Origin of the sequence: Roseiflexus sp. RS-1, assembly GCF_000016665.1 — a bacterium.
GTDB lineage: Bacteria > Chloroflexota > Chloroflexia > Chloroflexales > Roseiflexaceae > Roseiflexus.
In genome coordinates this window covers 2,202,273-2,218,331 of the sequence record NC_009523.1, presented here as the reverse complement: position 1 = coordinate 2,218,331, position 16,059 = coordinate 2,202,273, and the positions used below count along the sequence as shown (strand labels likewise).

Genomic DNA, 16,059 nt, shown 5'->3' with positions numbered 1-16,059 from the left:
CGCAATACCTGAGCTCATTTCTTATGATCGGAAGCTGATACCGCATGGACGGCGATATGCCCGTTGCCGGGGTCTCGACCGGGAAGATAATAGGCTTCCAGATCGGGGCGGAATGGACGGAGCCACCAGTGCGGTCGCCGGAGACCGTTCGGTGATACCTGACTCGCCGGGCGGGTCATTGCCAGCCATTCCCGGTACACCTCGTGCGCGCGCCGGGTATCGACAAAAATGTCACCGTACCGGTCGTCCGGTCCTGCCCGCTCCAGACGCACTTTCTGATGCCAGCAGTGCATGCCGCTGACCGGATCCGGCTGAACGGCGAAGGTCAGATTCTGATGAACACCAGCATCTTCCCACCAGATGTGTTCGGTATCGGGGTCAGCGCTCGCATACGGTTTGATTCCGTGCACCTGGCGCATCTGCCACCGCGACTCACCCGCAGGCGCAAGTTCGACCAGCGCCGTCGAAAGTTTCCCCCCTTCATCCTCCCGGAGTCGCCAGCGCCCAAGATGGTGGGAACAGGCGATGACCCCCGGACGAATGCCTTCCGTCACCCAGACCCGATCGACAAAGTACCCTATCGAGGTGACGACTTTGATCAGGTCACCGGTCTGCACGCCAAGTCGCTGCGCATCGGAGGGGTGGATCCAGACCGGATTCTTGTGACTGATCTCATAGAGCCACTTCGCGTTACCGCTGCGAGTGTGGATCAGCGTCGGTAGACGGAACGTCGAGAGCAGAATCGCTTCGTTTCGCTCGCGGTCGATCTTGCTGGGATGCACGTGGCTGTGAACGTATGTCGGGATTGCATATTCGGGCCATCCCCAATGGCGCATGGTGGTGGAATAAAACTCCAGTTTGCGTGACGGCGTAGGGAAGCCAGACACGAGTGAGCCATCTTCGAGTTGCACCCCAATCGGACGGCCACGCTCCGGGTCCGGCTGGAAGTATGGCACCGGCGTGATGTTCGATGAGGGAGCAGCCGGCTTCTTTGTATAGACCACGCGTGTTTCCGGATCGACCGTTACACCTTCCACTTCCGATTCAGCCAGGGGTTGATCATAGGTCGGCTGAACGCCTTTGCGTATTTCAAACGCACCATAGCGACGCATATATTCCAGCGGCGTCAACCCTTCCTTCGCCGCCGCTTCGGGCAATCCGGGCACATGGTTCTCGAACATCCAGCCGTAGAGTTCATCCACGGTGATCTTCTCGCCGGGTCGATACGGGCTTTCGAATGTTTTGCGAATTCCCAGACTGCCGTCCGGGTCAATCCGCCACGACAGTTCGATCCAGAACTCGGTCTCTTCCCATACTTCGCCGGGATTCGCCTTGCGCGTGTCATCGACCGGTCTGCCCAGACGGCGCAGCGCCTCGCGGATCACTGGCTGGCGAAATGCGATCCAGCAACCGCCATGGGTTTCCTGACTCATCATATCGTGGCGCTCGGCGCCATGACCCATCGGCAGAATATAATCGGCGAACAGACCCGTCTCGCTCCAGCCCGGCGAAAGGTGTACATGCAACCCGATCTTCGACTCGTCGGTCAACACTTCCATCCAGCTCATGCCGTCGGGATTGGTCCAGAGCGGGTTGTACACACGGGTGAAGTAAACGTCGATCTTGCCGCGCTGTTCTTTGAGAAAGTGCGGGAGAAGATAACTCAGTTCGTAGAAGCTGAGCGGGTATTCCTGGGGCCAGGTCAGTTCGTTCCACACTTTGACGTGCGGCGCCATATTCGGATGGCGCGGAACCCATTTGTCCCACACGTTCGCCGATGTGCCGCCTTCCTTGCCTATCGATCCGGTCAGCACATTCAGGAACCAGAGACAGCGAGCGACCATCCATCCACCCAGATTGGCGCTGGTGGCGCTCCGCCAGGTATGGGTCGCAAGGCGACCATCGCACTGCGCAATGTAATCCGCTACCCGCGCGATCTGCTCGACGCTCACGCCGCTCTCCTGCGCCGCAAACTCGAACGTGTAGCGGGCATAGAGTTCTTCCAGTTTCGCCTCAAACGTCTCGAAACGCAGCGGCAGATCGGGATGCTCGTGGCGCAGGTATTCTTCCCAGTTGACCCAGCGACGCACAAAGGTGCGGTCATATTTCCGGGTGACGATCAGATGCCGGGCGATCGCCAGCAAAATCGCGGTTTCACTGCCGGGCCAGGGGGCGATCCACTCATCAGCCAGCGATGCGGTGTTCGACAGGCGCGTGTCGAAGACAATCAGTTTCGCGCCTGCCATTTTCCCTTCCATAATGCGCTGCGCGTGCGGGTTGAAGTAGTGTCCGGTCTCCAGGTGCGAACTGATCAGCAGAATGACTCGTGCGTGCGCATGATCGGGCGAAGGGCGATCATACCCCATCCACAACGCCTGTCCACAACGCGCACTCGACGAGCAGACATTCGTGTGCGAATTGTGGGCATCCACCCCCCAGGCGGGCAGTACCCATTCCATGATGCCATCGTGCCCCGGACGACCGACGTGGTACATGATTTCGGTCAGGCGTTTTTCGACGATGGCACAGCGGATGCGCGCCGCAATATCATCGAGCGCCTCGTCCCAACTGACACGCTTCCATTTCCCTTCGCCACGCCGCCCGACTCGTTTGAGCGGGTAGAGAATGCGATCCGGGTCATACACCTGATTGAGCGTTGCCGGTCCTTTTGCGCAATTGCGACCACGACTGCCGGGATGTAATGGATTGCCCTCGAATTTCTGAATCTTGAGCGTGGATGTATCGACATACGCCAGGAGTCCACAGGCGCTTTCGCAGTTGAAGCAGATCGTCGGAACCAGCGTATAGGAACGCGAGATTTTCTGGGGCCATGCCTTCGGGTCATACTCCGTCCAGTGCTGCCAGCGCTCAACCGGCGGGTAGCCGCTCAATTCGGCAGTCGCTCCTTGCACGGCATGCGCTGGCGCCGGTTGTGGCACACTCCGTTCGACGGCGCCGGGCTGTGTCGCCGGTTGGCGCGCAACGACTTCCTGTTGCGCTTCCGCACGCTGCCGCTGCGCCAGTGTGCGCAGGATGTTCTTCACCAGTGAGTCAGCCATGGGAGTATCCTTTGCAATTGGATCAGCATCACATTGCCGGAGATCAACTGTTCGGCACCTCCTGCGGCGCCATCACAAAAGCGTATTCGAAGGCGTACAATCCAATGATCGCCGCGACACCCGCGAGTGCCAGCGCCATACCGCCGGTTGCTGGAAATGCGACTGCCAGAGCAATGAGCGCCAATGGCAGCAGATGCCCCAGCAGAATGCTCCCCTGCCAGAAATAGCGACGGTAGTGACCGTGGCTGATAGCGTGAGCGGCGCGCGCGGCAACTTCGCTGGCGTGAGGGATGCCAGACTCGCCGAGAAGGGTAACGAACAGGTCGAGCGCCAGGCTCACCCCGAAAAGCCAGACAATGAACGTATCCATCCCCGCTGGCAACGGCAGCGCCAGTCCAGTTGCCAGAAGCGTTCCTGATCCAACCATCAATGCCTGGATCAGCAGATGAAGGGGGAGCAACGGGCTTTGCCAGAGATCGCGTCCTTCCGCCTGGGCAAAGAGGAACGCTGTGTAGATAGCTGCCATAACTCCTGACGGAAGGCCAACCCAGGCAAAGATCGAACGCAACGCCATTCCTGTCGCCTCGGACAACATACCGGCAGCCATGCCCGCCTCAACCAGGAACCACACTCCAGCAACCGCTGTGAAGGCGATCAGAAGGAACGCACCGCGCGTCAACCAGCTGCGCCATTGCGGGCGCGTGAGGATGGTCAGGAACATACGCGGTTTTTCGAGATCATAGACCAACAACGCTGTTGTGATGCCGGTGAACAATAGCGCAAGGAAGAGTGCCACGGCGGTAAAGAACGGCGAAAGCGACGCGATGCCCAGACCAATGGTTAGCGCCGTCGCCATAAATATGCCGCTCCCAATGCCTTTTGTCACCAGGTACGCTGGCACGGGCCAGTGCCACGGAATCTTATGCTGCGCATTGTATGCGGTCTGAACCATCTGACCGGCAACACGCGCCGGGGCGAACGCATTGCCGCCATATCCCAGACCCTGAACGCCAGGAATGCGCAGCGGGACACCGCTGGCTGCATGGTGCGCTGTGCGCCCGTTGGACGACCCGGAATGCGCCGCTTCCAGCGGAATGATGTCGCGCTGCGTTGCCAGCGACCGCGCCTGATCACTGGTCACATCAGCCCAGACAAACGTCGCATGGTGTGACGATGTCGTTGGCGTGAGCGTCACCTCGTTCGCATCGATATAGAACAACTTTGGCGCCGTTCCCTGCTCAGGTTTGCGCACCGTCACCGGCTCACGGGCGATCAGGCGCCGGATCAGGCTGTTGGGATCATCGAGGTCGCCAGAAATGATCGCCTGCTCTGGACAGACCACCTCGCATGCCGGTTTCAACCCCAGCTCGATCCGGTGTGAACAGAAGTGACATTTGGCGGCGCTGCGCGTTTCCGGATCGATGTAGATGGCATCATACGGACATGCCTGGAGGCATGCCTTACAGCCGATGCAGACGCGCGGATCGAACTCGACGATCCCGTCCGATCGCTGATACATCGCCGTCACCGGGCAGATGCGAACACATGGCGGGTTCGCACAGTGATTGCAGCGGGTAACCTGAAAGTAGCGGCGGGTGTCAGGAAAGGTTCCTGCCTCGACATACTTGACCCACGTCCGGTAGACGCCAAGCGGCACTTCATTTTCCGATTTGCACGCAGTGCTGCATGCATGGCATCCGATACATTTGCGGTGATCGATGAGGAAACCATAGTTTGGCATGTCCGGTCTTCCTTGCTTCAACATCAGCGTTGCCGCCAGAGATCTGTTGGATCTGCCAGGGTTGAGTTCGGGAGATTCTGGTATGCGGAGAAATTGTGGTTGATATTGTAATAGAGAGTATACTATGCAACAAGCATGTCTTTTCGATAGCAGCTATAACATTCGATCATACCCATGCTGAACCTGCACCTGGTGCGTATCTTTACAGCGGTTGCAACGCAGGGAAGTTTTACCGGCGCAGCCGAAGCGCTCCATATCAGTCAGTCGGCGGTGTCGCGCGCGGTGCGTGAACTCGAGCGACAGGTCGGCATGGCGCTGGTTGAGCGACACTCACGCGGTGTGATTCTGACAGAAGCTGGAAAACGGCTGGTTCTGCACGCCCGGCGTATCTTTGCTCTCGAACGCCTGGCGGAACTATCGCTGGAGGAGTTGCAAACCCTGCAGACAGGGCATCTGGCAATTGGCGCCAGCACAACCATCGGCATCTATATGCTGCCCGTGCTGCTTGGCATCTATCATCGTCGCTATCCCGGCATCGAACTGTTTCTCGACATTGGCAATACACAACAGATCGTCAGGCATGTGCTGGATCATCGCCTGGATGTGGCATACGTTGAAGGACCGGTTGAGCAGAGCGATCTCGTACTTACACCGTGGCGCGAAGATGAACTGGTCGTTATTGCATCTCCCGACCATCCGCTGGCGCAACGACCTTCACTGACGGCGCGTGATCTCCACATGGCGCCTTTTATTATCCGCGAAGCCGGATCGGGAACGCGCGAGACGACGGAACAGGCGTTTGCCCGCTGCGGGATCGCCATGCGGGTCGTTATGGAATTGGGAAGTACGGAAGCGATCAAGCAAGCGGTCGCTGCCCAACTTGGAATCAGCGTCGTCTCGCGTTTTACAGTTCAACTCGAACTGGAAACGCGGCGACTGGTCATTTTGCGGGTTGAGGATCTGACGATCCGCCGTTCGCTCACCTGCGTGCGCCATGTTGATCGTCCGATGAGCCATGCGCTCGATGCATGGCTCCGTATGGCATAAGCCGTTGTTGATGGAAAGGATAGAGGTTCTGTGACACTTCAGCGCTATTTCATCGATGATAATGTCTGGGAGTCGGAAGCAACGCCGACCACGCCGGTCTTTATCAGCGGGCAACGTATCTACGCCATCACAACGATTGGCGGGGAGCGACATCCGTTTGGCGAATGGCATCTGCGCGACACCATGGGGGGTGTCTGGGCGCATCCGCTGCGGATCATGGACGGATGGGCGCTGGCACTGGAAATGGAAGGCATCGTAACCCCGCTCGATCACGCCGTCCGCTGTGATCTGTTCGGTGCATACGTTACCCGCCACTTTACGGTCGGAACTCTGACGCTCGAATGGACGGAATTCGCGGCTGATGATCAGCCCCACTACTACGCAACCCTGCTGGCGCGCAACGACGGCGCCGCACCGGTAAATGCAACCGTGCTGCTGCGCGCCGAAGCCGACCTGCGCTTCTGCTGGTTCGGCGGCGTCGCGCCTGCCGAACCGGAGATAGATACCATCCCCGGAGGCGTTGCCTGGCGCGCAACAGGCGCGTATGCTGGCGTCACCGTGACACTGGTCAGCGCATCGCCATCTGTGTGGGAAATCAGCGGAAGGATGGCGCAGGCGCGCTTCCCGCTGATAGTGCAGCCCGGCGAGGCGCTGGCGCTGCAATGGCGGCTTGCCGTGCAGCGCAACGATGATCCGTTGCCGGGGAATGTGCTGCGCGCCGCGGTGGATACTCTTTCGTCAAAGATTGCTCTCTATCGCACGATTACCAGTGCGATACGCCTGGAAACCCCCGACCGGGACATCAACCGCTACTGGCAGGTGGCGCGGCAGAATATCCACATGCTCAGAGCCGACTATCGCCCGGCGCTTGCGCCATACCTGCTCGCGGGACTGCCGGAGTATCCGCAACTCTTCGGTTGTGATACAACGTACAGCGTCCCTGGCGTCGTCGCCAGCGGGTTTGCCAGTACCGCGCGCAGTGCACTCGAGGAACTCGGACGGTATGCCTGGCGCGCATGCAGCCGCGTTCCCCATGAAATCACTACGAATGGGCGTGTCTACCATCCGGGCAACATTCAGGAAACGCCGCAGTTTGCCGTCGCCTGTTGGGATTATGTGCGCTGGAGCGGCGACCTGGACTTTCTAGAGCGGATGTATCCGCTATGCGTCGAGGGTTTGGAGCATTTCAGCGCAACACTCGAAGGACGCGGCTACCCGATTGGCGACGGCGTTGTTGAAGTTCCCGGTATGGGCGCATGCAAACTCGATGTGGTGTGCTACCTCTACCAGGCATTGACGACGTTGCGCGATATGGCGCTGACGCTTGGACGACCGGGTGATGCTGTCCGGTTCGCCGGATATGCCGGTGAACTCACGGCACGCTTTGAGTCCGACTGGTGGATTGAGCAGGAGGGAATGTACGCCGACTCGTTGCACCTCGACGGTCGGCAACAGTTCGACGGGCACTGGACTGTCCTGCTCCCCGTGTTGACCGGTATTGCTGCACCGGAACGGGCTCAGCGGGTGCTGGATCGGATCGTGCGTGAGTGGGTCAACGAATGGGGCATGGTCCATACCCGCGGCGCTGACATGCGTGTGTGGACACTGCCGACCGGACTGCTGGCACTGGCAGCCTTCCGCCACGGCGACGCGGATACCGGCATCCAGTTGCTGCGCAATATCGGCGTCACGGCGCGTTACGGGACGCTCGGAACGCTGAAGGAACTGATACCGCAGGGGTTGTGCTTCATTCAACTCTGGTCCGCCGCACTGTTCGTGCAGGGTATTACCGAAGGGTTGTTCGGACTCAGTCCGCATGCTCACCGCCACGAACTGATCATCGAACCTCGCCTGCCGTCGGGATGGAGTGAAGCGACGCTGCACGGTCTGCGGGTGGGCGATCAGACCCTCGACCTGCACGTGACGCCAGAGTATGCTGAAATCCGCCTTCTGAAAGGTGATACGCCACTGCTCGCGCGCTACCGCGCCGCCGCCGATCAACCATGGCGCGAAGCTCGCATCACACCGGGTGGTCGGGCGTTGTTGAAGCGGGAGGAGTGAGAGCGCCTCATCCCTGCGCGCCACTGCCCTCGCTGCCGGTACGGGCGCAGCGCTGCTGCGCCCCTCCGTCGCCCCCGCCACAGCCCCCGCTGCCGGTCCGGGCGCAGCGCCGCTGCACCCCTCCACGTTGTCCTCCCACGTGCAACGTGCAACGTTCAACCTTCAACCCCTCGCGCCTCGCGCATCCTACACCTCCCGCAGCGTGCGCTGGAAGCGCGAGAGAAACTCAACGCCGTGATCGGTCACCAGCACATCTTCTTCAATGCCAATGTACCCGGCGGAAGTGGTAACGCCGAGTTCGAGGGTGTACACATTGCCCGCCTCGACCTGCATCTCCGGGGTGCGACCATAGCGGGGCCAGCGCGGACCGAGCAACGGACCGCCGTCGTGACATGCACGTCCCAGACCATGTCCCAGCGCGTGTTTGTACTCGTCATACCCGGCATCGACAATAACCCGACGTGCAGCGGCATCAACTTCGTAGCCGTACACGCCGGGGCGTAGCGCCGCTGCGCCCGCCTCGATCGCTCGAATGACCGTCTCAAACGCGCGCTGCACTTCTTGCGGCGGCGCATCTTCGCCAGCGCGACGGACATACCACATGCGCTGAATATCCGAACAGTAGCCATCGAGCTGCACGCCAAGATCGATATGCACCAGATGACCCGGCTGCACCAGAATATCATCACGCGGACCGCCATGACCGGCTTCCGATTCGGGACCGCTGTTCACGATCGGGCAGGCATCCCATGCCCATGCGCTCCCCAGATGGCGACGCCGAAACTCATCGTGGATGAAAGCCGCGATCTGCGCCTCGCTGACGCCGGGCCGGATCTGTTGCTCAACCAGATCGACAATCTCTTCGGTGACGGCAACTGCTGCGCGAATGCGCTCAATTTCGGCTGGCACCTTGCGCGAGCGCAGTTTTGCCAGCAGCGGCGCCGCGCTCACGAAACGCGAAGGAAAGGGCGTATCCGCCAGCAGATCGCAGAGATGGAGAAACATTCCGTATGTCAGTCCATCAGCAGTTGGATCATCGAGGCTGTAATTCAGACCGATCGTGAGCGGATCGAGGCGTCGCAGAGCTTCGATCAGGTATTCCCTGATGCTTTCGTCGTAGCCGACAATCGTATCGAACAGACCGGACGCGCGTACACCGGCGACATCATAGCGCCCGACAATCGCAACCCGCTGCCCGTTGCGACCAAACACAAACGCCGAATCCCATGTGACATCGACGCCAATCGCAAGTTCGATGCCGGGATCGGGTCGAATGGCGCTTTCGCGGACAAAAATCAACCAGGCATCGATACCGGTTTCAGCGAGCAATGCCTGCGCCTGAGCAGCCTTCTGGTGGTAGAGCATAGTTGTAACCTGATGCATCGTTAGAGAACCGCAAAACACTACGACCAACTCTAAATAAGTTCCATCACCCCCTTAAGAGTCTCCACAAATCCTCAACAAGAAACTTTTGAAAATCACCTATATAGTACAGCCGCTACGACCGGGGTGAGCGAAGCGAGCCGAGGGAGCAATCAGCCAGAGCGAGTTGTCAGGCGCTTCTCCAGATTGTTATAGATCTTCCGGCCTGAGTCCTGTATGCTTTGCAATGCGTGCCAGCATGCGTGGTCCGATCTCCTCGTTATCGTGAAAGGCGAAGACGTAATCGGGCCAATTGGAGCGCGAGAGAATACGATGTGAACCGCTTTGCCGCTTGATGTTCCATCCAATCTGCAACAGCGCTGCCAGGACATATTTTGCTTTAGTGGCCGTCCATTTACTCATGCCATGACCGAAAAGACATCGCTCATTTCAGGAACGGGTTCGCCGTGCTCGAGACGATCAGCCAGCACGCGCAGAGCCAAAACCTTCACTCGAGCAATCGCTTCTTCACGTGTTTGCCCATATGCGAGCACACCGGGAAGATCAGGCGCTTCTGCGATCCAGCGTCCATCTTCCTCTTGCTCGACTTCGATAGTCACATGCATTGTATTCCCTCCTCTACTCTGCGGAGTGAGATGTCCGGTTCAACCGCACGGATTATACCACGCTGCGATCGTGACAGGTGAACCTGGATCACTCCAGCAACCGCGTCACGCTGCCACCCAGCAATGAGCGCTGTTCGAGGCGCTGCGCCAGCCAGTTCTGGTGGCGGAGGCGACGTCCAAGCGAGACTGCCAGATTCTGCATGAGGCGCATCCCCAGCGCCGGATCATCCTCAGCCAGCGTATGCAGCGCCTCACGAGTCAGCACCAGCACAACCGTTGACTGATCACCGGCGCGCAGGTCGGCGCTGCGCTCTGCATCTTCGAGCAACCCCAACTCTCCGGCAACCTGACCGGCTTGCATGAAGGCGATCCGTACCGGAGGCTGGTGTACCCCGCCGATCTGAACCGGATTGATCCAGACTTCGAGCAATCCGTCCTGAACGATATACATCTCTTCGCTGCGCGAACCGGCGGCGGCGAGGCGCTCGCGCGGCGCAAGCACCCGTCGCTGGAGCAGTGATGCAACGCGCATGCGCTGCGCTTCGTTGAGGTGACTGCCGATCTCCGAGTTGTTGAGGAATTGGGCAATCGCCCGCAGTTCATCGATATTGCGCGCATCGGCTGGGAGCGCCGCACCCGCAGGCGGCAAGCCCAGGAAGAGCGCAATATGCCGCAGGGTTGCATCAGGTTGCTCGAATTGGGGCCAGTGACCGGCGTTTGGGACGATCCGCAGGTCGGCGGCGGGCCACTCGGCAGCGACAACTCCCGCATCGCGCAGCGGCACAATGTTATCCTCAGCGCCCCAGATCACCAGAGCCGGCGGTTCGACTGCTGCCAGCTTTCCCCGCAGATCACCCTGTCGCATGGCTTGAAAGCAGGCGGCGCGCATTCGTCCCTGACCGGGACGACGAGCGTCGGCGCGAATACGTTGATAATCCTCGTCTGAAACCTGTGCGCGCTCGGCAAAGTTCGATGGCTTGAGCAGATAATCGGTATAATCGAGCGGTGTTCTGGCGAGCAGGTGCAATAACCACTCAAGCGGAAGGAATCGTTCCGCCAGGACATGCGGACCGATCAGGAGATTCACGCGGGTTGACAGTCGCCCGCTGAGCGCCGGGTTGAGCAGCACCATGCGTTCGACGATCAGCGGATAGTGCAACGCCAGGGTTGCCCCGATCTGCCCGCCCATCGAGTGACCGAGCAACAGCACTGGTTGATTGGGACTGAAATAATCGATCAGGCGCGCAACAAGGTCTGCATACCACGGGATTGTCGGCGGATGCAACGGTACGGGCGAACGTCCGAAACCCGGCAGATCAATTGCAATGCATCGATAGCGGCGACTCAAGGCGGGCAGGATCGGTTTCCATGTGTATGACGAACTCGCCCATCCATGGATGAGAAATGCATATGGTGCATTCTCCGGGCCGCTCTCTTCAAGATAGATTGCCTGATGATCAATGGTGTAGAGCGCCATCGTACCACCCTGTTTTCTGCTGATGACAGCCGGAACATATCGTGCCGCCGCTAGAGCGTCAGCGTTGCGTGTTGCACTGCGCTCCACGGGTTGACGGATACGCCCGCAAGAGCGCGTCTGCACGGCATCTCTCATCGATTGTAGGAAATTGCGGCTGCGGGGTACAGGGTATCGGCTTACAGAACGATTGCAATCACGATGCAAATTTGATCGTGTTGTCGTTCACTAACGACAAGGAAAGCAATTATGACTTGAAGGCGATCACGCGATCACGCATACTGAAGCCACCGATCCGCGTATGGCTTAGATCGAGGGGTTGACCATGACTGATCTCCGGACCACCTATCTCGGACTGTCCTTGAAGAACCCGATTGTTGCTTCTTCCTCTCCGCTATCAAAGCGGATCGACAATGTGCGACGCCTGGAGGACGCTGGCGCCGCCGCCGTCGTGCTCTTCTCGCTCTTCGAGGAGCAGATCACCCACGAGGCGCGCGAACTCGACTACTACCTCGACCGTGGCGCCTACAGTTTCGCCGAATCGCTCACCTACTTCCCCGATTTGGAACAGTACAACCTTGGCGTCGAGCCATACCTGGAGCACGTCCACGCCCTGAAGCAACGGGTCAGCATCCCGATCATCGCCAGCCTCAACGGTCCCTCGGACGGCGACTGGGTCGAGTATGCGCGCAAGGTAGAGCAGGCGGGCGCCGACGCGCTGGAGTTGAATCTCTACTTTCTGGCGACCGACCCGGATATTACCGGCGCAGCGGTTGAAGAACAGTACCTGCGGCTTGTCCGCGATGTGTGCAGCCGGGTAACGATCCCGGTAGCGGTAAAGATGAGTCCCTTCTTCAGCAGCATTGCGAATATTGCGAAACAGTTCAGCGAGGCTGGCGCAAGAGGGTTGGTGCTGTTCAACCGTTTCTACCAGCCCGACTTCGACCTGGAGGCGCTGGAGGTGGTGCCGAACCTGAAACTGAGCACTTCCGATGAATTACGCCTGCCGCTGCGCTGGATTGCCATTCTGTACGGACGCATCAAGGCGGATCTGGCGCTGACCAGCGGCGTGCACACGGCGGAAGATGTGCTGAAAGCGATGATGGCAGGCGCACGTGTGGCAATGATGACGTCCGAACTGCTCGCGCGCGGCATCGACCGCATCCCCGCAATCTTGCAGGACATACGCACCTGGATGGAAGAGCACGAGTATGAGTCGATCGAGCAGATGCAGGGGAGCATGAGCCAGCAGGCGGTCGATAATCCGGCAGCGTTCGAACGGGCGAACTATATCCGGGCGCTGGGGTCCTTCGGGTAAACTCCACGGCCGGAGCGCCACGACAGCAGCACGCTGCGAGGCAGGGTATGCTGATCCTGACAGAGAACGGGAGGTTGAGACGCCTCCCGTTCTTCTGGTATATGTCTCGTTCACATCACTCCCCAATTGCCACAGGAACCCGGAAGACCGCTTCGGGAAGCAACTCATTTCCCTGCACCAGCGGCAGGCGTTCGAGCGAGGGCCAGCGGTACATCCCCACCAAAAGCGTATAGTCGCCGGATGGCAGATCGACCGGGAGGGTGAGGCGCCGCGCATCAACAATCGTCAGTCCGGCGCGCCATTTCCCGGTTGGCATCGTTCCTGCGGCAGGCGGACCGTCCGCTTGCGCACGTTTCGTGCCGGCGGCATCAACAAGATGCACGAGCACGCTGCGCTCATCCAGACCATCGCGCAGTGAGCGCCACCAGATGATCAGGTCGACTGTATCTCCCGGTTTGGGGCGCGCTGGCAGCAGAGTGTATCCGACCATCGCCACGTCATCGGCAACCCGGACATTGATGAACGTCGTCGGATGGATCGCGCGGATCGCCTGCATCTGATGATCCCGTGTCCATACATTCGTCATTGCGCGATCAGACGTGATATCAAATCCAAACAGATCGATTGGCTCACTCACCACCTGAGCACTGGCAGCAAGATACAGGCGGGCGGTGTATCGTCCAGGTTGCAACCCGGCAAAATACGCGCCCAGCGGCACGTCGCCGCCCTGAGCGGATACTCCGCGCATCTGTCCATCAGCAAGCGACAGGAACAGTGAGAAACGCTGCACCTCCGGCTCAGGCATAACAAGCAGCCCATACCATCCATACTGGACGCCCCGCTCAACATCCCAGATATCGAGCGCCACGTTCAGCGGTCCAGCATCCGGCAGAAGCGCTGCCAGAGTCATCAGGATATGCGTATCAGAAGCAACCGCCGATGCCTGGACCAGAGCGATCCCTGTCACCTCCCGCATCAGAGGGCCGCCTGTCGGTTGAGTACTGTGAACGACTCTCATAGCCTGGATCGTGTTCGGATCAGGATCTGCCAGCAGCGTGATCGTCTCGATGAGAGGCAGGGCGCCATCAACGTGACGAATCCTCACTTCCTGGAAGGGCGGAACAGCAAGGGTCATCGTATGGCGTCCTGGAGGTATTGCTATGGGAATGCCATTGATCTCGATGGCGGCGGGCGCAAGAGAAGCGACCATCAATCGCAGTGAGCGAAAAGCGGAACCGGTGACGGACGACGCCTCCCATTGCTCGACATTCATACGCAGCGTCAGCGTTTCACCTGGCACCAGCGGTTTCAGCACGCGAAGATGGCGCTGCACCTCCGGCGGGCGACGATAGAGCGCATACGAACCGCCGCGCCAGATTGGAGGCTGCGTGTACCCCCATAGCAGAGGATCTTCAGAAGCATAGAGTAACCCATACTCACCAATAGCATCGATATCGCCTGTTTGAGACCTGGTGTATCCCGTGCGTACATGCCCCCACACCACCGTATGGTCGAGCGCATACGCAGCAAACCCACTGATAACGCCCTGTACCCGTTGATCAGACGTCAGCGTGACCGTGCTTCCGGGCGGGATAATCTGACGCAATGCGAGCAATGTTGGAGCGTCGTCAGGGTAGAGACCGGGTTGATCGAGGTGAGCAACCACCACCTGCGCTTGATTGACCCCCATAAGCGCACATAAACCTGTCGCAATCACGATCAACGCGGTGTGAGCGCCGACCCGCTGAATAATGTTGTTGTTCCATCGTTCTGCTATCCACCTGCGGAGCCCCTGGATTCCGGCTGCCGCCAGTGCGGAAAAAACAAAACCAACATACGCGGCGCCTTTCATGTAGCCGTATGGATATGCCTGCCACCACCGCAACCAGGCCAGATAGACGATCCCTCCGATGAGCAACCCCGCCAGTCGCAGGCGAAGTGGTCCGAACGCGAGCGCACCCGCCACAAGCAGGCCCAGCGCCAGACCGCCAGCATACACCACGCTGTCCGGCGCAACCGATCCGCTGCGACTCAGAAGAAACGGTTCCAATCCAACAATAACGCTGACCGGAATATAGTCGAATATGCCAAGCGATGTCACCTGATGACTGTAGCGAAATCCAAAACCATTGAGATAGTCTTCGACCGTTGGCGCAGCGATCATGAGGGTCAGTACCAGCAGTGCAGCGGCTGCACGTATCAGCATCCACGGCGACGGCGCCTCGGCAGGTTTCCTGCGCGCTTCGATCAGACGCACCACGCCCATCCCCGCTGCCAGCGCCGCCCACACCGTGATCGCCGGATAGTAGGTGACCGGCAGAGCGGACAGGACTACGGCCGCCAGGAATGCGCTTCGCCACGCTGCCAGACGGTAACGTGCGATCTCTTCAACCGCAGCCGCCCCAATGACCAGACCCAGCGGGATCAACGGAAACCCGGCAAGTTGCTTCTCGAAGTTGAAATAGGACACCCAGAGAAGGAGCGCATTCAGGCTTGCCAGACCGGCGCCAGCCAGCGCTGTCCAGGCTGGCAATCCAAGCCAGATGCGCAACAGCGCATAGATCGCCAGAATGCCCAATCCCCGCAACCAGGCGATCAACGGAGTAAACGAGACGAACGCCTCAAACCCTCCCAGGAGATCGACATACCCCTGCCAGATGGCGAACCCGATATTATGCGAAATTCGAGGCGGATGGGCGACCAGATCACGCAGCGGGTTATCGGGCATTGTCGCAATCGCTGCGACCGGGACGCGCTCCAGATAGCGCGCTATCGGCAGTGCCACCTCGATATCCCACCCATCGCCGATCGCAGCAGGCTGGTTGTAGTGGATCAGCGGGAACACCCCCACGCCAATCGTCGCCAGAATCAGAAGGAACAGCGCCACTCCTTCGCTGCGCGTCATCTGAACCGGCAACCGACAAGACCACGGAGAACCGGTGCGACGCCACGCCAGGATATTGACCATAGTGCAGAAGATAAGAAGCACCGGCAGCGCACTATTCAGTCCGACAACTGTGCGAACACTCCAATAACCGGCAACAACCATCATTGCGTAGCCGACGAGCGGGGCAAGCAACCGACGAAACGGCAGTAATGTCGTCGGGAGCATGAGACACGCAAAACCCCACCCGCACCACCACGCTAACGCAGGGGCAACAACGACGACGAGGGCGATGGACGCGATAAGCATTGAGTAGAAACTGATGCCAGAGAGAGCCTGCTATAAATAATAGCATAAAATGGAATCGCCTTTTCAGTTGTCTGGGTCTGCCGTGTCGCGCGAGGCGCCCGCTTCCGCTGCGCTCCCCATCTCCGCGCCTCCGCGTGAGCCGGTCTGATGCACACAGAGACGCGGAGCACGCGGAGGG

10 protein-coding genes are annotated in these 16,059 nt (G+C 59.5%); 3 read left to right on the top strand and 7 right to left on the bottom strand.

All coding sequences use genetic code 11. The features are described 5' to 3' along the window. Window positions 1–14: 14 nt before the first annotated feature. Both ROSERS_RS09290 and ROSERS_RS09285 read right to left on the bottom strand, forming a co-directional pair. Window positions 15–3,059, bottom strand: coding sequence for a molybdopterin-dependent oxidoreductase (locus ROSERS_RS09290; protein ID WP_011956530.1), 3,045 nt, complete (start codon window positions 3,057–3,059; stop codon window positions 15–17). Window positions 3,060–3,102: 43 nt separating this feature from the next. Further along, entirely contained in the window at window positions 3,103–4,800 is a 1,698-nt protein-coding gene (locus ROSERS_RS09285; RefSeq protein WP_011956529.1) for a 4Fe-4S dicluster domain-containing protein, read from the bottom strand. Window positions 4,801–4,974: 174 nt separating this feature from the next. Here ROSERS_RS09285 and ROSERS_RS09280 point away from each other — a divergent pair, with 174 nt between their 5' ends. Then, complete coding sequence (locus ROSERS_RS09280; RefSeq protein WP_011956528.1) at window positions 4,975–5,847, top strand: LysR family transcriptional regulator; 873 nt, start codon at window positions 4,975–4,977, stop codon at window positions 5,845–5,847. A gap of 30 nt (window positions 5,848–5,877) precedes the next feature. After that, window positions 5,878–7,908 (top strand): alpha-L-rhamnosidase-related protein, encoded by a 2,031-nt coding sequence (locus ROSERS_RS09275; protein ID WP_011956527.1) that lies wholly within the window; start codon window positions 5,878–5,880, stop codon window positions 7,906–7,908. A 186-nt stretch (window positions 7,909–8,094) separates the two neighbouring features. On the opposite strand, the gene ROSERS_RS09270 is transcribed toward ROSERS_RS09275, so the two are convergent. The 4 genes from ROSERS_RS09270 to ROSERS_RS09255 form a co-directional block, all read right to left on the bottom strand. After that, window positions 8,095–9,273, bottom strand: coding sequence for a M24 family metallopeptidase (locus ROSERS_RS09270; RefSeq protein ID WP_011956526.1), 1,179 nt, complete (start codon window positions 9,271–9,273; stop codon window positions 8,095–8,097). Window positions 9,274–9,480: 207 nt separating this feature from the next. Continuing rightward, window positions 9,481–9,693, bottom strand: coding sequence for a type II toxin-antitoxin system HicA family toxin (locus ROSERS_RS27170; protein ID WP_011956525.1), 213 nt, complete (start codon window positions 9,691–9,693; stop codon window positions 9,481–9,483). Next, on the bottom strand, window positions 9,690–9,896 hold the full coding sequence (locus tag ROSERS_RS09260; RefSeq protein ID WP_011956524.1) for a type II toxin-antitoxin system HicB family antitoxin: 207 nt from the start codon (window positions 9,894–9,896) through the stop codon (window positions 9,690–9,692). The genes ROSERS_RS27170 and ROSERS_RS09260 overlap by 4 nt, the downstream gene beginning before the upstream one ends. An 88-nt stretch (window positions 9,897–9,984) precedes the next feature. Next, window positions 9,985–11,373 (bottom strand): alpha/beta fold hydrolase, encoded by a 1,389-nt coding sequence (locus tag ROSERS_RS09255; protein ID WP_011956523.1) that lies wholly within the window; start codon window positions 11,371–11,373, stop codon window positions 9,985–9,987. Between the two features lie 322 nt (window positions 11,374–11,695). Between ROSERS_RS09255 and ROSERS_RS09250 the strand changes: the two genes are divergently transcribed. Further along, window positions 11,696–12,688, top strand: a complete 993-nt coding sequence (locus ROSERS_RS09250; protein WP_011956522.1) for a dihydroorotate dehydrogenase-like protein — start codon at window positions 11,696–11,698, stop codon at window positions 12,686–12,688. Between the two features lie 115 nt (window positions 12,689–12,803). Here the strand turns inward: ROSERS_RS09250 and ROSERS_RS09245 are convergent, their stop codons facing one another. Next, the gene (locus ROSERS_RS09245; protein WP_011956521.1) at window positions 12,804–15,800 is read right to left on the bottom strand and encodes a hypothetical protein; all 2,997 of its coding nucleotides are present in this window, start codon (window positions 15,798–15,800) and stop codon (window positions 12,804–12,806) included. Window positions 15,801–16,059: the final 259 nt, after the last annotated feature.